Below are 17388 nucleotides of genomic sequence, written 5' to 3'. Positions count from 1 at the left end.
CTTTGTTCTCTCTACTTGCATTAAGTGGACAAAAGTTAAAAAAAGTAAACTTTGTGAAACGGGTCTAATGGTTCATTTTCTCCCCCTTTGATTTCCTATTTCTTCTTTCATACCACTTATAGGGAAGACGAGCATCCGCTGGGAGGTGAGACAAATGGAGACCTTTTTTTCGGAGGAATGGCTGAAGCAGCTCGGTCAGGCTGGTTTCCCTGCCATTTTGACGATTTATTTGCTGACACGTTTTGAACGAAAGTTTGATGAATTAAGCAAACTCATCCAACGATTGGTCGCTGTTCAAAAAAATGATGAATCAGATTGACATCTTCTTGATTCGTTTCACCTTATGAAAACGAGGGCGAAATGAAAGGCCTTTTGTCACCTCACACAATACGATGTTGAAAGGGGATTTTATCATGAGTGAAAAGCAAAATGGGGTACCGCAGCCGATTCGAGGAGAAAAAGGAGCAACAGTCAAAATTCCACGTAATCTCGAGCGAGACAGACAAAACCCAGATATGCTCACGCCACCAGAAACCGATCATGGAACGGTTCCCAACATGAAATATTCTTTTTCTGATACGCACAACCGTTTAGAAAAAGGTGGTTACGCAAGAGAAGTCACGGTGCGTGAACTGCCAATCTCTAAAAGTCTTGCCTCTGTGAACATGCGGCTAAAGCCTGGTGCGATTCGTGAGCTGCACTGGCATAAGGAAGCGGAATGGGCGTACATGATTTATGGGGAAGCCCGGATTACATCGGTTGATGCAGAGGGACGCAATTTTACAGAGGATGTGACCGAGGGTGATTTATGGTACTTCCCTTCAGGCTTGCCGCATTCTATTCAAGCACTTGAACCGGGAGCTGAATTCTTGCTTGTGTTTGATGATGGTTCCTTCTCGGAAAATAGTACGTTCCAAGTGACTGATTGGCTTGCCCATACGCCAGAGGAAGTTGTGCTCCAAAACTTTGGAATGACAAAGGAGCAATTTGAAAAACTGCCAGAGAAAGAGAAGTATATTTTCCAAAAAGGAATTCCTGGTTCCCTTGAATGTGACAAGGTGCAAACAGAGCAAGGAGAAGTTCCGAATTCCTTTAAATATGAGCTGTTAAAACAAGAGCCGATTACGTCAAGCGGTGGACAAGTGTGGATTGCGGATTCTACCAATTTCAAAGCGTCTAAAACGATTGCGTCAGCTCTTGTGAAAGTTGATCCAGGTGCCATCCGTGAGCTGCACTGGCATCCAAATACGGATGAATGGCAATATTTCATTTCTGGAAAAGCTCGAATGACGGTGTTTGCTTCTGATGGACATGCGAGAACCTTCAACTATCAGGCGGGAGATGTTGGCTATGTGCCATTTGCGATGGGGCATTATGTAGAAAATACAGGCGACGAACCGCTTTATTTCTTAGAAATCTTCAAGAGTGATCATTATGCAGATATCTCGCTCAATCAGTGGCTTGCGGTCACACCGAAACAGCTTGTTTTGGATCATTTAGATCAAGGCGAAGAATTCTTGAAATTGCTTGATACTGAAAAACATCCTGTCATCGCTGCCCCTAAAAAAGAGGATTAATTCCAACCTTCCTGCAAAAAGGCTGTCCTTTTTGCAGGTATCTTCATGTAAAGGAGTGTTGTTTACCCATGCAGCAATCTGTTCACGCTTTATGGCAAGGGCTGAAATGGCTCATGGCGGCGTCAGCTGTCTGTTACATATTTTTGTTGTTTTGTGTACTGTTCTTTCATTTGACGGGTGCTTTTTATCAATCGGTTTTATCGTTGATTCTGTTTATGGGCATCTATGTTGTACTTGGGATCTCTTTTGAACATCTGGAACACGTGCTCATGCGGTTTGTTCGTAAGTGTCGGTCTAAAAAACGATCCATCGTTTTCTATGCCGTCTTATTTCACCTTTTGTTTATTTGGGGTGCTGTCTACTTATCAGATGAATTGGTTGACGGCATTTTGCTGACTACTTCTGAAGAAATTCTCTTTGCGCTAAGTCTTTGGTTATTTCATTTTTTGTTTGATTATGCGACGTTTCCATTTGAGAAAGAAGCTTCGTGACGCTCTATCGTCTTTCTGTAGAGAGTACTTTTTTAATCTGCTCCATATGATGGAGATCATGTTTAATCAAACTTTGAAAATAACTTGATAACGTCAGCTCGGTTTGACCGATCAGAAAGGGTGTAGTCCAGCGAGATGCTTCTATTTTCTTCATTTCTTGAAGCAATTTTGTTCTAACAGCAATAAATCGCCCGATCGTCTCGCTTCTCTCTTCCTTTCTTGCTCTTTCGGCTGACTGCCGGTTCATTTCATGCACATCAGGTGCCTGAGGTAACGCTTTATTGTTCCAAAATCCCTTTAGGCGATCGTCTAAAATAAATTCATCCCATGGAACGAAATGTGCGATGATCTCAGCAATGCTCCACTTTCCATCAGCAATGGCGCTACGCCATTCTTCTTCTGTTACTTCCGTTAGTGACTGCACCCATTCAAGGGTGTGTTCATAGTGTTTTATCACGGTGTCTTTGTTCATGTTTTGTTATCCCCTTCATGTTTTTAAAAAAAGTTGATCAGAAATTGGTTAGTTTCATTCTTGCGAAATCATTTATAACATATTATCATATACTTTAATTACCAAATGAAGAGGGGGAATTGTGATACGCTGTCCTATATGAAAAAGCTTATTTTTTTGCACTAAAATAAACCGACCGGTCTGTTTATAAAATAGGAGGGAAAATAATGAAATCTCAAAATGTGATCATTATCGGCAGTGGTGTAGCAGGATTGGCTACTGCTTTATTTTTAAAAAAGGCTGGAATGGAAAGTACGATTTATGAAAGCAGGTCAGATGAAGAATTAGAAACAGGAGCAGGTTTTTTACTGTCTCCGAATGGGGTAAAGATTTTGGATGAAATCGGGTGTAAAAATGAAGTGATAGCAAATGCAACCGTGATAAAGAAGATCCAGCAAATAAACAGTGAAAATGAAGTAGAAGCGATCTTTCACAATTATAGTGAAAAATATTATGATGCTCCTTTACTGAACGTCATGAGAGACCAAATCATCAAATCACTTTTAAAAGAAGTTCACCGTCAAGGAATAGAAGTGAAATACAACAAAAAATTAATCTCAATCAAAAAGCAGCCTCATACCGTTCAGGTTCTTTTTGAAGATGAAACTGAGATAACAGGTGATATTGTAATAGGAGCAGATGGAACTTTTTCGAAAACAAGAGAGGCTATTGCGTTTAATGCTAAATTAGACTATAGCGGTTTTTGGGGACTACAAGGAGTATCGTTTGTGAAGGATTTTGTATTGGATGAGGCAACAAGTTATTTTTACAATGACGGAAACTTTCAATTCATTTTTGGGAAAGCGCATCCAACAAATAAAATGAATATTTTATGGCAAGCTTTCTCTCAGTGTCCTGAGAAGTTACCTACAAAACATTTTGAGAAAGCCAATCAAGAAACCATCCGACAGTTATTATATAAACAAATGGAACATTGGAACATTCCTAAACACCTTTCTGACATCATCGATCATACAAACATGTTCTTTCCAAGAAGTATCTATGAAATAAAGGATTTTCCTGTGTGGTCAAAAGGACGTGTTGTTCTTGTAGGTGATGCGGTACATACGGCGAACCCTTTTGTTGGTCAAGGAGCATCGTATAGTCTAGAAGATGCCATGCTCATAGCAAAGATGCTAAGGGATCATGATTATCGAGATGCGTTCTATTATTATGAAAAGGATCGAAGAAAGAGGACAGAAGAATTGAATGCGCTATTTCAGCACATGAGTATTCAAAACGATATTGATAAAAAAATGAACGAATACACGATTGAATGGGATGAAGAAACTTACGTATGAGATGAAAGATAAAAAACACCACTTATGCTGAAAAGTGGTGTTTCTTGTTTTTTCTCCGTGCATATAAAATCGCAACGATCAAACTGACGAGTGAAATCAATGCGAGAATTCTGATATAAGGCGGATAGTAGGTTAGCACGATCTCGTTTTTGCCTTTTTCTATTGGAAAACCGATAAACGCATAATTGGCTTGTTCAATATCGGTTTGATGGCCGTTCACCGTGAGCTCCCAGCCTTTTTCATATGGAACAGGCAGAATCATATAATCATCGCCGCGCTTGTTCTCATAAGAAATCGTAAAGCGGTTATTTTTAAGTTTCACCTGCTGGCTGCCATCATCCTGTTTTTCTTTTTCATATGCCCGCGCAAGGGTGCGGTAAGGCTCATGATACAGCTTTAATTGACTCAGCTCATACGTCCCTTTTGGCACTCGTATGGAAAGGATTTTTTCCGCAGGGACTCGGATCGTCACGTCATTAACGCCTGTTTTGTAGATAGACGTATTGCTTTTGCGTGATGTGACGTAGTCATCCACAGATAACTGAAACCCTTCGTTACGGTCGGTCCGCTTCACATAAAAGCTCACATACACATCCCCCACGCGAGCGATATCATCTGGAAGGGTGATATTCAGCCCGCCCGTTTTTCCGTATACATCAAGCACGCCATTTTCGTATACCGCTTGTTCAGTATGAATGTTTGTATCCTTTATTCGATCAGCCGATTGGTCGATTTCAGCATTTCCTTTTTTGTTTAAGATCACACCTTGCAACATCGCATGTTCTTTATCAAGTGCTGACGCATGCTCTAGTGACTTTTCTGAATAGACGGTACTCGTTGTTCTTGCAAATGGGAGCGGACGTGTATTTTCATACACTTCATAATGTTCGCTTTCCAATATGGGCTTAAAATAAACCGGCGGTGAGAAAGACATCGATTTGTCTCTCATATAATACTTCCCGTAGGTCAGACTGTATAAATTCGCCCTGTCCCCCATTGTTGCATACCGGCTGACACTTTCCCGTCCCATATCAATTTGCAGGTCATTCCAGTAGAAATGGAGCAGATGCTGATTCAATATACTTGAATACGCACTCATGCCTTGAAAGCCTTCAAATAACGGGGTGTTGTTGCGCACGCCGTTCATCCAATCAATCCGGGCAAGCGGATCTTCTTTTGAGCGGCTTTGAATCTGCTGAATGAGCTTCATTTGCTCATGTCCAGCATACGCCTCACTATTCAGATACGTATCTGATACGCTCTTAATATTGCTTCTTTCAAATAAGTAGCCCTGCTGATACACGCCTGCTGTCAGTAAGCTCACAACGATGAGCACAGCTGAAAAGAGACGAAGGTGCAGACGTTTCCCCGCATGTATCGAGAGGAAGAACAAGCTGATCACAAGTAGTCCTATTCCGGTAAATACAACAACATCCATATTTCCCTTTGCTCGTTCTGAAAGGGCGACTGCGAGAAGGAATACAATCCAAGCGCCTAAAACCGCACGTTTTTTCCACTTCCACTCAATTTGCGAGAAATGCTTGATGGTGATGGCTACGACTGCTCCGACTGTAAAAGCAAGAATGTATTCAAATCTGTACTGCGGTGCAGAAAAACCATTAAACACGCTCGCCATCTTTGGACTGTAGTGAAAAATGATCAGCAGAACACTGATCGATGTGAACATGAAAAACCATCTGTTCCGGTATAGCGGAACGAGAAACAGACAAATCAGAAAGATGACCGGCAATAAATACACCCTGCTTGTAAACAGCAGATGATCATGCAGCTCGAACCAAGGAATTGCCTGTTCATACGGCGGTCTTACATTATTGAGAAAGCCGTAAACAGACGGGATAAAAAAGGCAGCACTGATCCCAAACGATAACAACGTAGAGATCGCAAGGGTCCAGAACACCTTCCAGCCTCGCTCCTCGCTTTGAAGCTTAATCATATATCTGAAGACGAGATAAATGGCTAAAAAGATAAAGTGAATGTAAGCAAAGTAAAAGTTATTGATCAGCATGAGACTGCAAGCCGCAATAAACCATGCTGGCTTGCCTGTTTTGAAAATACGTTCAACCCCAAGCACAAGCAGCGGAAGCCACATCATGCTGTCGGTGAAAAACTCCCAAAACGTTTGATGCCGAAAGTACACAATAGACAGTCCGTAAATACCGGCACCTGTCAGCGCCCCCAGCCTATGCTGCACAATCGAAAGGAGCACACGATATGCGATGAACAGAATGACTGTCAGCTTGATCACACTCAGCCAGATAACTGCATTTGCCCAAAAGTGAATGTCTGTTGACTGTATAAGGTGAAGCGCATTCAACAGCCAGACGACAGCGACTGTGACCATAAAGACCATCGACGTTGTAAAATAATAACCTAATTGCGTATATGTACCGCCGCCTAGACCAAATTGATAGGAATAAAAGAAGTTTCCTTTGACGTATTCATCATACAGCAGCTTTTTAAACGGGAGCATTTGCGAAATGCCATCCCCATCTCCTGTCATATATCGGCCTTGCGTATATTCATATAAGAAAAAGGAGTGTCCTAATAAAGCAAGAATGAGGCACATCCCAATGAGTATCCATCTACGTTTCATCATCTAAATCCTTTCTCCAAAAGATCCACTGTTCTTTGAAACAAAACAACCCAGCAAGCGATTCGTGCTTGCCGGTTATTTGACTCCACGTTATTTAAATAACTGCGTTAACACTCGGTCTTGTTCTTTTGAGCTTGTCTCTTGTTCCATGACATTTGATTCTTGAATTAAGTAATGCGGCCTCTTTTTCGTTTCATAGTAAATTCGGCCAATGTATTCTCCAATCACACCTAGACTCAAGAGCTGGACACCACCGAGGAAAAGCACAGCTGAGATTAAAGTGAAATAACCCGGTACCATGATGCCCGTTCTGACGATTTGAATAAAGGTCGCCACGATGTAAATCAAAGAGAGAAATAAGATCAAAATACCCGTATAAAAACAAATACGCAGCGGGCGGTTGTTAAAGGAAATGACACCATCAATCCCGTAGTTAAATAATTTCTTCAGTGACCATTTTGTATCACCATGCTGTCTTTCCACATTTTCATAATAGATGACCTTTTCTTCAAAGCCAATCCAGCAAAAAAGGCCTTTTGAAAAACGATTTCCCTCTTTCAGCTGAAGCAATGCGTCGATCGCTTTACGGGAAATTAAGCGGAAATCTCCTACACCATCACGCAAGTCCACTTCGACCACCTTGTTCATCACTTTATAATACATCGATGATAGGTAAGAACGAAGCTTGCTGTCCCCTTTACGGTTTCGTTTGGCAATGACTTGATGATAACCTTCTTCGTAGCCTCTAACAAAATCCTGAATCAAATACGTTGGGTGCTGCAGGTCGGCGTCCATAATGATCGCAGCTTCCCCTTTTGCATGCTCAAGACCTGCTAAAATTGCAGCTTCTTTCCCAAAGTTACGAGAAAAGGAAATGTATTTGACTTTTGCACTTTTGTGAGAGAGCTCTCTCATGTATTGAAGCGTATTGTCTTTGCTTCCATCATTCACAAAGATGATTTCAAAGTCATAATGAAAATCGCGAAACTCTTCCTCGAGTGCCTCAAAGATTCGTCTGATGTTTTCACCTTCATTGTAAGAAGGAATTATAACAGAGAGCAGTTCCCGTTCCATATCGCACCTTCTCTTCACTTTTTTCACATAGTCTGTTATGTTCATTATTCCTTTTTTGTCAGAAAACGAAACCCTTTTTTATTATCCATAAATTTCATGTATCCTTAATCGTTACATTATATCAGAGTTTTATTTCCAGTGATTTTCACCAACATGAATTTAATGTAATTTTAAGTTTATCCATTGTAAAAAGCCTGTAATTTTGATCACAGACTGGGTATTGTTTCATAAAATTGTTTAGTTATTTATATATTTTCCTGTTTATTGAAAAAGATGAGTAGAAGTGAAAAGGGCAACCCTTTTAATGCAGTAGCCCTTTGTTGTTTTGTTGCAAATGCTCATTTGCCTTCGATTGTTTATTTTGAAATAAATGCAGCTGAGCACCATAGCTTTCGATCCATTCTTGGACAATCCGTTCAGTCGTTTCCTGTCCTTTATATTTGCGGCCAGCCTTTGCATAGGTTGTTTCAAAATCACTCCAAAGGAGCTCTACCCATGTACGTGCTTCTTCATATGTGAGCATATTGTTTTTTTCCATTAGTTGTTCGGTTAATCGCTCAAAATATTGTTCCATACTGGTTCCTCCTTCATCTAGCAGAAAGTGCCTTTTTAAAAAAATCTCTTTTTTCATATACTACCCTTACGTCTTCAAAAGACGCAAATGATTTGTATTGTTTGGAGGGAATCAGTATGCGTAATAAAGCAAAGGGCTTTCCAAATCAAGTGAATCACAAGTTTGAAGGCGAACCAGGGGCCACAGATGCTTATGCGTCTAAAAGGCCGAACGGTGAGACGAATACACGTCCACAGGAACGTATGAGGGCATCAGGGAAACGCTAATTTTTCCAAAGGGAGTGCTTGAGATATGAGTTCAAATGGGAAATCGTATATGGAAGACTTTGTTCAATTAAGAACAACCGCTTACCCTCAACCATGGGCGAATGCTAAACATTCTGCCTCTCAGGTCAACGGAGAAACGCAGCAAACGCAGCACGACATCGTACTTCAGAACAACGTACGTAAACAACGTTCGAAGTAAAGAAAAGGACTGATCTCTAGAGATCAGTCCTTTTACTTTTTACGTCAGGCAAATGGCTATTAATCAGTCCTTTTGCGTAAGCATTGAAATCGGCAGGGCATCTTCTTTATTTGGCGCTGATACTCTGTAGCCCCAAGCAAAAACACCATTTAAATACTCCACATAAAACAGCTCGTCTGTATCTTTGATGTGATAAGTCGTTTTGGTCTGAATAGCAGCTGGATCTAATAAATAGGCTTTCGCCATGTCAATTTTCCGCTCCAACACGGCATATTCATTCACAATGCCTAGCTGCTCAGCTTTTCTTGCTTTTTCAGAAAGAGCGGCAATCTCCTGCTTTAATTCGTATTCTGTCATTTCACTATAGCGTTTTTCCATCTGTCATTCCCCTTTGTCTAAAACGTGATCAATTGTATCAAGATCAAATCCTTTTCGGTAAAGGAATTGCTTCACTTTCATTTTTTTCTCAAATGATCCGTCATAACCTACCTTGCGTTTTGCCTTCTCAAGCATATAGTGAAGGGCTTCTTCTTCCTTTTCCTCTTCTTGTCCATCATAGGCTTCTTGAAGGGCTTTATCAATGATATCAAATGAAAATCCTTTTCGCTGAAGCTGCAATTTGATACGCTGTTCAATTTCTTTTGCGGACCGGTTTTTCTCTTTCTTAACCAGCTTTAGCACTTGTTTCACTGCTTCCTCTAGCTGCAAATCATTCGGATATTGCGATAGTGCTTGTTCGATGGTGTCATCGTCTATGCCTTTCAGCTTTAATTCTTTTTTTAGCACTGACGGGCCTTTGCTATTCGTTTTTCGGTGGGTGCTTACATACGCTTCTGCAAATTCAAGATCATTTACATACTTATAATGTTTTAATTTGTGTATAATTTCACTAATAGCAGGTGCTGGTATGTCTTTTTTCGTCAAGTAATCGGTGACTTCTTTCACTGATCTCATCCGATACGATAAATAATCGACGGCCTGCTGAAATCCTTTTTTTACTGCATCACCGAATTGAATCTCTATGATATCGGCTTCGTCCAGCTCTTTTCCCTTTTTCAAATCATGCTGGACGAGCACATCTAGATCAACGCTAAAAGCGTACTTTTCATCAAGAAAGATGTTCACGCGTTCTGTATTGTTTTGCTGAGCAGAGATTTTCGTAATATAGGGCATCCTGTGATCACTCCTTTTTTCAAACAGTCAGGATGTTTCTTCTGATTCAAAATCGTGAAAGATATAGGTATGTATATGAGAGGAGAAGATGTCAATTGAATATCGCCATTACCGGAGGAACCGGGTTTATCGGCCAGCATGTCACAAAGGTGCTCGCAGCTGAAGGACATCATCTATATATTCTAACAAGAAATCCAAAGGAATCCGAACAAAATCATTTACATTACGTGCAGTGGCTGACAGATGGTGCTAAACCTGAACATGAATTGCCTGCGATTGATGTATGGATTAACCTTGCTGGAAAATCCATTTTCACACGCTGGACGGACAAAGCAAAAAAAGGCATTCTCTCCAGCCGTATTCAATCCACACAAGAAGTGAGACGCATTATAGAAGCGCAGGAATCGAAACCATCTGTGCTCATTCAAGCAAGTGCTGTCGGTATCTACGGCACTTCCAAGACAGAAGACTTTACGGAGGAGGCCCCTCCAGCCGATACAGACTTTTTAAGTCATACATCTAAACTTTGGGAAGCTGAAGGGCAAAAAATTGAGGCGCTCGGTATTCGCACGGTTTATACACGCTTTGGGGTAGTGCTAGGAGAAAAAGGCACACTTCCTCTTATGACCTTGCCATACAAGCTGTTTGCCGGTGGAACGATTGGCTCTGGCTCGCAATGGGTATCTTGGGTTCACGTGGAGGATGTAGCACATCTCATTGCGTATGCCATTCAACATGAACACATATCAGGTCCACTCAATGTCACATCTCCAAATCCTGTTCAAATGAAGCAGCTGGGGCAAACTATTGCATCTACCCTTCATCGCCCTCACTGGCTGAAGGTGCCGTCCTTTGTTATCAAAACCGCACTTGGCGACATGTCATTGCTTGTATTAGAAGGCCAACGTGCTCTGCCGAAAAAGGCACTGCTTTCTTCTTATGAATTTTTGCACCCTGAGCTAAAAGAAGCGATTTTGCATTCAGAGGAATAAATTTTGTCAAAAACACCCATCCTATTAAAAATGAGATGAGGGGGCGATTTTGATGAAGAAAAAAGAACACCAGCCGACTTCAAAACTGAAGAAAACCCAGGAAGTTCTGTATCAACAGGAATTCAAAAAAGCGGAAAGAGCAGCAGAAAAAAGAAACAAATAAAACGGATATTCCTCTTTTACAAGCACATAACTAAAGTGATCTTGTAAAGGAGGGAAAAGCTTTGAAAAAAGACCAACACAAAAAATCCAACCACCAGCTTGCGGCACAAGAGACGGATGGCGAATATGTTGAATTTTCCAAAGAACTTGCAGATCCGAATGACGTAAAAGCGATGGCACGTATGAAAGCAGCCGATCAGCGTGCCAAAAAACAATAAGTAAAAAAACAGACCTTATCAAAAGGTCTGTTTTTATTTGATTTCAGTTAGCAGGCTTGATGCCTTCTGACGTGACTTTTCCTCAGGTACCTCTTCTGGATAACCGATGTGAAGAATTGCGGCAAAGCGTTCGTTTTCCTTTAATCCCATATCCTGTTGAAACCCTTTGTCGTATAAAATACGGCCGCTCTTCCATACCATACCGATTCCTTGATCCCAAGCCAGCAGCTGGAAGTTTTGAATGAGCGCACTCACAGCGGCAAAATCATCATTTCTCACAACTGGATTTTCGTCTTCTTTTAGAACAACAAGTAAAAGTGCTGGTACTTTAGAAAAATAATCTCTGTACTGATTGATCTTTTCTTCTTTTGCGTCTGGATTGTTGCGTTTAAAGAAAGCAATAAACCGCTCAACAAATACCTCTTTTGCTTCATCCGTCACTGCATATAAAAAACGCCAAGGTTCCGTGATTTTATGATTGGGTGCATAGACTGCATCCTCTAATAATGGCTGAAGCTGTTCAATGCTCACCGGCGTTTCTTTGAATTTTCGAATCGATCGTCTATATCTGACAGCGTCTCGAACCGTTAACGCTTCTGTTTGTTGTTTTGTTTCTGGCATATATGTCATCCTTTCAATCAACCTTAATTGAAATTGATTCTCATTCACATTATAAACATGATCATGTGCTGTTTGCAAATAAGACCTCACCTCTCTGCTAAAAAGTTGTTTGCCTTTTTCAAGTAATGTTACAATCATATTACGTTTTAAACAAATTTTGAGAAAAAAGCCAAGATGATGAAATGATTTCAGGTATTTCCACTTTGTCTCATGCGGCTATTTTTTCAAAAAGCTTTCAACCCATGATTGGAAGGGAGGCTTCTGGATGGAATGAAAATCAATATTGGGCAAATCATCAAACTCTATCGTTATAAACAAAATATGACCCAATCGGAGTTGGCAGAAGGAATTTGTTCTGTCTCTCATTTAAGTAAAATTGAAAATGGCTCAAAAGAGGCCAATCAAGATACGATCAATCTTTTGCTTGAACGGCTTGGAATTAGTCAAGAAACGCTGTCGCAAAAGGCGCGTCATCTGTTGTCATTACTCGATGAGTTTCAGATGAACATGTATTTCTATGCGCTCGATCAAGCAGAGCAAAATGCAGAAATGATCATTCATCACGAGGAACAGTTCTTTTCGCTAGATTTAGGGATTCAGTATCATTTGTCCTTATTTCAATTTTATTTATTAACAGAAAAACAGCAGCTTGCCTTAAAAACGCACCGCGTGCTTAAGAAGTTTGAAAAAACCTTTATTGACACAGAAAAAGAAACGTTTGAATATCTAGATGGCATCCACCAGATTAAAATCGGTCAGCTCGAAGAAGGATTGAAAAGACTTGAAAGCTGCTTTTCTTACGCTTCTGTTGAACAGAGCGACCTGTATTATCACTATGCAAAAGCACTTGGAGCCATGGGGCATCTCGGTGATGCGCTTGAGGCCACACATCAAGCAATGGATTTGTATAGACAAAAAAATAATTTCAAGCGGGTCATTCATTGTACACTCATTCATGGGGTCATCTCACTGGAATTAAAGGCCTTTCAAACAGCTAAAAGATATTTAAAAGAAGTGATTTTACACACATCGCTTCACCCTGATGCTTATATTAAGATGACAGCTTATTTTTATTACGGGGTTCTCTTAAAACGCCAAGGCGATTTCTCATCCGCTGTGCCTTATTTACTAGATTCACTCAATTATTTTAATCAAGAACAGATAGAAGATCGTTACTGTGAAACGCTTTATGAAATCGCGACATTGTATGCGGAATATGATCGCAAAAAGGCGCTTCCATACATACACGAGCTGCTCAAACAGCCTCGTATTCAACCAAACTGTTTATATATGATTAAAATCTATAAATTGATGATTGAAGAGAATCCTCATGATTTGAAAACTTATTTAGTAGAAGCAGCGATTCCTTACTTTGAACACAATCAGCTCCACAACGAGTACTTGTTTGCTCTTAGAACCTTGCTTTCCTATGCGGCTTCTGAGCTTGATAAGCGTGCATATATGTCTTACACAACGAAGCTGCTTGATCACTTAGCATCATATATCCCGTATTATAAAAAAGCATGACCTTCTGCCGATCGAAGGTCATGCTTTTTCTATGATTAGATGGTCTTTTGTTGATCTGTATCGGGACGGGTGACTTGTTCGACAGAATGAATGTACCGTTTTCTCGCAAAATAATCGTAAGCATGCTGCCCAAAGCCAAGCCAAATGCTGAGTACAATGAATGGGACCGTTCCCCATAATGCAGGGATATGACAAGCCATTCTCAGCCACGTATAAATCCCTGAGTTTTTTTGATTTTTCGCTAAGTAAATAGACACGATTCGTTTCTCTGCCTTCTCTTCACTAATTTTATTCAGTCTCAGCAGCTGTGAGTTTCTAAATGATTCAAAGTGAATTCGGTTTTTCCAATCGAGTGATTTCAACAGGTCAATTGCTTTTGCACATGAAGGACTTTGTCCGTCATAAAACACAAGCAGTCTGAGTGATTTGATGGAACGCTGTTCTCTTTTCTTTGATTCAGCGAGCTTCTTTTTTTCTTGATCGAGATAGATGATTTTTTTCATAAATTGATCGCCAGCCCTTTTCCTTCATTTATTTTTTTTTAGTTCGTTCAAAGGAGATTACAACTAGATTACTATAGTTGCTGGGCCTCTTGTATTGGGAAAAAGCCATCCGACGTGCGTTATATGAGCCTTTAGATAAGGGCAAAATAGCTGATTTCATGGCATATATGAGGTTTTTCAACTAAAAGTGGTTGGGAAAATCGTGATGCTTTGCGGTTTTCTGCGGTATTTGATAGAATTCTGCGGTTTTTCTACATCTTTATGCGGTGTTTTGTAGGTGAAACGCAAAAACAAGATAAAAAAAGACTACTTCCCATTGCGGCGAAGTAGTCTTTTGGTTTATATTTTTGCCAAAACTTCTACTATTTCTTTCTCAATATCTTTCCATAAGTAACGATCTGTCGTATAGTGATGTGCGGCTTCTTTCGCAAACACTTTAAATGCTTCCTCAAAATCGGGTGCATCTTTATCCGGCTTTTTCTCGTCGACAAAGCGCTGAGCTTCTGCTGAGCGAGGTCCCCATTTCCCCACTTCTTTCCCGTCCTGATCAATGATGACGATAATCGGAATCGATCTTGCGGTCCCGTTCGTTAAATACTGATCCATCAGGTCTAGGTGCTCGTCCCGAATGAAATAGCGCGCATCAATCAGTGCTTCATTTGCAATACGCATGAAAATAGGTACATTGACCATCGCATCACCGCACCAATCTGCCGTGATCACAAGCGCTCTGAGCTTTTTCTTTTGAAGTTTTTGAAGCAGCTCTTTTTCCTTTTGATGAATTGCGTACTGGTTGTACACCGTGAGTAAGTTTTCACGGTTTTTCTCCATGTTGTGTACATATGTACGTTCAGCTAATCCCTTTGTAAACCATTCATTTAGTGTCATGTGAACATCCCCCTTACCCTTCAACTTTACCACTTTTGCTATTCTTTTGTCTAAAAAAACCTTCACCTAGTGAAAGGTAAAGGTTCTTTGGACTTATGGACGCCGTTTTCGATTTGGGTCCATTCCTATCAGCTTAGTGACGAGCACCATTGTGACAGGCAGTGATGTATTCTTTTTATACGCTAAATATTTTCCGCGCCATTCTGGTTTATATTTCTGTTTAAACGACCGTAAGCCGCTGAAACTATACATATATCTGACGTTATTGAAGATGACACTCGCCAAACGTTCTGTCAGAAAGGACTGGTGGAACGTGCCTACATTCGATAATGGCGCCATTCCCATGTTAAAGGATGTGTAGCCTTTTTCTTTCGCCCATTGAAAAAGGTGGATAAAGAGTGCATCCATCATCCCGTTCGGTGCATCATGCATATGACGCATGAGGTCGATGGATATCTCTCCTTTTTGATACATCGGCATTAAGGACACAAAAGATATGATCTGTCCTTGTTCATCCTTTAAAATCGCAATCGGTGCTTTTTGAATGTAGTCTTCATGGAAATAGCCTAATGAAAATCCTTTTTCTTTTTTCTTGCCCAGCCAGCTGTCAGAGATTTGTTTTAAGGTTGAGATCAATTCCTCTGAAAAGGGCGGCTCCAGCATTTCAAACGTATAGCCTTCTCGTTCAAATTTATTTGCGACAGCCCGTAAGTTTGATTTTTTCTTTCCTGACAAAGAGAACGTTTCTAAATCGACCATGGCTTCTTCCCCAAGCTTAAAGAAGTGAAAACCTAGGTCATGATAAAGCGCCATTCCTTCACGCTCTACTTGGTAAAAAGCGACACGATAGCCTGCTTTTTCTGTCTGCTCCAAAAATTCTTCCAGTACAAGCGGATAAGAGGCTTTACGCCCAGAAGGATCTCCAAGCACAATAACGCAGCGGCCAATCCGGCCAAACTGAAGCATCGCCTCTCCATCACTTGAGAAAAACAGCTTTTTGTCTCCCAAAAAACCTAGATGACTAAGAGCATTTCCTCCCTTTTCTTCGAGAAAAGTTTTTAATTTTTCTTCATCTGCTTCTTCGCCGATTGGAACTGCTTTTTTATTAAAAATCAATTTGCTAATGAAAAAGAAAAGAGGGACGCCAATTAAAGCAATCATACTGGTCATCGTGATATGCCGTTCATTATGAACCAAATAGTCCTTGCTTAGGAAATGGCCAATTTTCATCCAAATGAAGTTCCCAATGACATTATAGTTAAACAACACGAGTAAATATCCGGCGGCGGCGGCCACAAACTGATTCAAAGAATAAGGGGCCTGCTGCTTCACAAATTGATTTCGAAGCGAGAAAAATACCACCATGATGACCGGCAATATAAAGATCAAACTCAGGTTAAACCCTTTTAGTAAAGTAAACACAAAGCCGCCTGCTAGGGCAATCATTGTCAATAGATAAGACCGTTTTGTTCTTTTATACACTTCAATGGACAAAATCATTAAAATGATCCCGAACATTAAAGAAAGACCATTAAATCCTGATAACAAAAAGCGTGGAATGGTTGTAATCACACCTAAACGATCAACAGGAAGCACAACGGAAGCCATAATGAGCAAACCGCTTCCAAACGTTAAAATGGACAAAGATCCGTACAATAAACGGATGAGCAGCGCTCGGTGCAACACAATTAAGACGTTTGTTGTTTCAATAGCAGGCGCCATTCTCGGATTGCCCTCAAGACGCCTGAGTGTTGTTCCAGTTAAATCGTATGCCGCTAGACAAAGTCCAAGAATAAACGGGAAAATGGAGTAAACGAAGCGGTACAAAACAAGCGCTGTCAGCACCATCTCTTTATCAAACCCAATGTATTGCATACTGAGTAAAAAGATCAGATCAAACGAACCAAATCCGCCCGGAACCATACTGATTAAACCGCCGATTGACGCAATCGCAAAGACGCCTAATACAATACGGACATCAACGTTCATCCCCATAGAGACAACAGCCATGTACATGACAAGACCAGCTGCCAGCCACTCTAAAAACGATGCACCAATATAAGCATAGATCGGGTGCTTCAGTCCGTTTTCACCGCTCTCAATCGAGCTTTTTCGAATGGACGCCATGATGATGTAAATGGGCACAATACAAGCAAAAATAATGACAAATGCCCATAACCACGGCTCCTGACTAATAATACTTTCAACTGGCAGGACCCTAACTAAAATCAAATCACTGAAAATAGATAAGCCTAGCAGAACAGAGGATGTTAAAAGGGCTATGCCTTTCAGCAGTTTTTTCGTATCGGTTATGTATTCCTTGTATAGAAGCGTTCTAAGCCCTGCTCCTGATAAACCACCGAATCCAAGTACACTATTAAAGGAGTTGGCGATCCAAGAAATTCGGATCGTTTTCCAGCCGCTGATGGGCATATCAAGGCTTTTTCTTAAAATAAAATCATATAAGGACATGGATAAAACAGCGACAAGTCCAAGAAAGACAAGAATAAACAAGTCCATTCGATTCAAGCTGTCAATAATATAAAACGTCTTTTTAATGGAAAGGCCGCTCAGCTCCTGCTTGGCGACAAAAATTAAGACAAGGATGATCACGATCGGAAAGAGCATTTTTAAGATCGTCATACCCGTTTTTTTGTTCCACATGTTTTTCCCAACTTTCTAAGTTGCTTCATTAAT

The 17388-nt window shown here is 40.6% G+C and carries 20 protein-coding genes; 10 read left to right on the top strand and 10 right to left on the bottom strand.

Annotated elements, in window-relative coordinates; genetic code table 11:
- The first annotated feature begins 154 nt into the window (after positions 1–154).
- The 3 genes from V7L95_RS11150 to V7L95_RS11140 all read left to right on the top strand — a co-directional run bounded on the left by V7L95_RS11150 (position 155) and on the right by V7L95_RS11140 (position 2068).
- Positions 155–319, top strand: coding sequence for a YvrJ family protein (locus V7L95_RS11150; RefSeq protein ID WP_073415715.1), 165 nt, complete (start codon positions 155–157; stop codon positions 317–319).
- Positions 320–413: 94 nt separating this feature from the next.
- Entirely contained in the window at positions 414–1577 is a 1164-nt protein-coding gene (locus V7L95_RS11145) for an oxalate decarboxylase family bicupin (protein WP_048002115.1), read from the top strand.
- A 68-nt stretch (positions 1578–1645) separates the two neighbouring features.
- On the top strand, positions 1646–2068 hold the full coding sequence (locus V7L95_RS11140) for a regulatory YrvL family protein (RefSeq protein WP_048002697.1): 423 nt from the start codon (positions 1646–1648) through the stop codon (positions 2066–2068).
- Positions 2069–2072: 4 nt separating this feature from the next.
- Here V7L95_RS11140 and V7L95_RS11135 read toward each other — a convergent pair whose 3' ends face one another.
- Positions 2073–2540 (bottom strand): DinB family protein, encoded by a 468-nt coding sequence (locus V7L95_RS11135; RefSeq protein WP_048002698.1) that lies wholly within the window; start codon positions 2538–2540, stop codon positions 2073–2075.
- A gap of 206 nt (positions 2541–2746) precedes the next feature.
- Between V7L95_RS11135 and V7L95_RS11130 the strand changes: the two genes are divergently transcribed.
- Positions 2747–3880 (top strand): NAD(P)/FAD-dependent oxidoreductase, encoded by a 1134-nt coding sequence (locus V7L95_RS11130; protein WP_213406525.1) that lies wholly within the window; start codon positions 2747–2749, stop codon positions 3878–3880.
- 22 nt (positions 3881–3902) lie between these two features.
- Here the strand turns inward: V7L95_RS11130 and V7L95_RS11125 are convergent, their stop codons facing one another.
- The 3 genes from V7L95_RS11125 to V7L95_RS11115 form a co-directional block, all read right to left on the bottom strand.
- Complete coding sequence (locus V7L95_RS11125) at positions 3903–6497, bottom strand: YfhO family protein (RefSeq protein WP_340966367.1); 2595 nt, start codon at positions 6495–6497, stop codon at positions 3903–3905.
- An 87-nt stretch (positions 6498–6584) separates the two neighbouring features.
- Entirely contained in the window at positions 6585–7568 is a 984-nt protein-coding gene (locus V7L95_RS11120) for a glycosyltransferase family 2 protein (protein ID WP_113747763.1), read from the bottom strand.
- A gap of 301 nt (positions 7569–7869) precedes the next feature.
- Positions 7870–8142 (bottom strand): YfhJ family protein, encoded by a 273-nt coding sequence (locus V7L95_RS11115; RefSeq protein WP_017358840.1) that lies wholly within the window; start codon positions 8140–8142, stop codon positions 7870–7872.
- Positions 8143–8258: 116 nt separating this feature from the next.
- On the opposite strand from V7L95_RS11115, the gene V7L95_RS11110 reads away from it, so the two are divergent.
- Entirely contained in the window at positions 8259–8408 is a 150-nt protein-coding gene (locus tag V7L95_RS11110; RefSeq protein ID WP_003217849.1) for a small, acid-soluble spore protein K, read from the top strand.
- Positions 8409–8433: 25 nt separating this feature from the next.
- A complete protein-coding gene (locus V7L95_RS11105) occupies positions 8434–8607 on the top strand; it encodes a YpzG family protein (RefSeq protein ID WP_003217811.1) in 174 nt (57 codons plus the stop codon).
- Positions 8608–8670: 63 nt separating this feature from the next.
- On the opposite strand, the gene V7L95_RS11100 is transcribed toward V7L95_RS11105, so the two are convergent.
- Positions 8671–8985: a YfhH family protein gene (locus tag V7L95_RS11100; protein WP_017358839.1), complete on the bottom strand. Its 315-nt coding sequence runs from the start codon at positions 8983–8985 to the stop codon at positions 8671–8673.
- A gap of 3 nt (positions 8986–8988) precedes the next feature.
- A complete protein-coding gene (gene recX, locus V7L95_RS11095; RefSeq protein WP_035391276.1) occupies positions 8989–9780 on the bottom strand; it encodes a recombination regulator RecX in 792 nt (263 codons plus the stop codon).
- A 95-nt stretch (positions 9781–9875) separates the two neighbouring features.
- Between recX and V7L95_RS11090 the strand changes: the two genes are divergently transcribed.
- From V7L95_RS11090 to V7L95_RS11080, 3 genes are all read left to right on the top strand, one after another.
- Positions 9876–10772 carry a TIGR01777 family oxidoreductase gene (locus V7L95_RS11090; RefSeq protein WP_024720284.1) on the top strand — a complete coding sequence of 299 codons (897 nt, stop codon included), beginning with the start codon at positions 9876–9878 and terminating at the stop codon, positions 10770–10772.
- A 52-nt stretch (positions 10773–10824) separates the two neighbouring features.
- Positions 10825–10935 (top strand): YfhE family protein, encoded by a 111-nt coding sequence (locus V7L95_RS11085; protein WP_017358836.1) that lies wholly within the window; start codon positions 10825–10827, stop codon positions 10933–10935.
- A 61-nt stretch (positions 10936–10996) separates the two neighbouring features.
- Positions 10997–11152 (top strand): YfhD family protein, encoded by a 156-nt coding sequence (locus V7L95_RS11080; RefSeq protein ID WP_008341997.1) that lies wholly within the window; start codon positions 10997–10999, stop codon positions 11150–11152.
- Between the two features lie 33 nt (positions 11153–11185).
- Here V7L95_RS11080 and V7L95_RS11075 read toward each other — a convergent pair whose 3' ends face one another.
- Positions 11186–11773 carry a nitroreductase gene (locus V7L95_RS11075; RefSeq protein ID WP_024720283.1) on the bottom strand — a complete coding sequence of 196 codons (588 nt, stop codon included), beginning with the start codon at positions 11771–11773 and terminating at the stop codon, positions 11186–11188.
- Between the two features lie 270 nt (positions 11774–12043).
- Here V7L95_RS11075 and V7L95_RS11070 point away from each other — a divergent pair, with 270 nt between their 5' ends.
- The gene (locus V7L95_RS11070) at positions 12044–13300 is read left to right on the top strand and encodes a transcriptional regulator (RefSeq protein WP_008341668.1); all 1257 of its coding nucleotides are present in this window, start codon (positions 12044–12046) and stop codon (positions 13298–13300) included.
- Positions 13301–13335: 35 nt separating this feature from the next.
- On the opposite strand, the gene V7L95_RS11065 is transcribed toward V7L95_RS11070, so the two are convergent.
- The 3 genes from V7L95_RS11065 to mprF form a co-directional block, all read right to left on the bottom strand.
- Entirely contained in the window at positions 13336–13803 is a 468-nt protein-coding gene (locus V7L95_RS11065) for a DUF393 domain-containing protein (RefSeq protein WP_025206964.1), read from the bottom strand.
- Positions 13804–14142: 339 nt separating this feature from the next.
- Positions 14143–14691 carry a thioredoxin family protein gene (locus tag V7L95_RS11060; RefSeq protein ID WP_008341670.1) on the bottom strand — a complete coding sequence of 183 codons (549 nt, stop codon included), beginning with the start codon at positions 14689–14691 and terminating at the stop codon, positions 14143–14145.
- 93 nt (positions 14692–14784) lie between these two features.
- Entirely contained in the window at positions 14785–17355 is a 2571-nt protein-coding gene (gene mprF / locus V7L95_RS11055; RefSeq protein WP_282900550.1) for a bifunctional lysylphosphatidylglycerol flippase/synthetase MprF, read from the bottom strand.
- Between the last annotated feature and the right edge of the window lie 33 nt (positions 17356–17388).

This window comes from Bacillus sp. PPSBB_11 (genome assembly GCF_038023285.1).
Lineage (GTDB): Bacteria > Bacillota > Bacilli > Bacillales > Bacillaceae > Bacillus > Bacillus altitudinis.
This window is presented reverse-complemented; position numbering and strand designations above follow the sequence as displayed.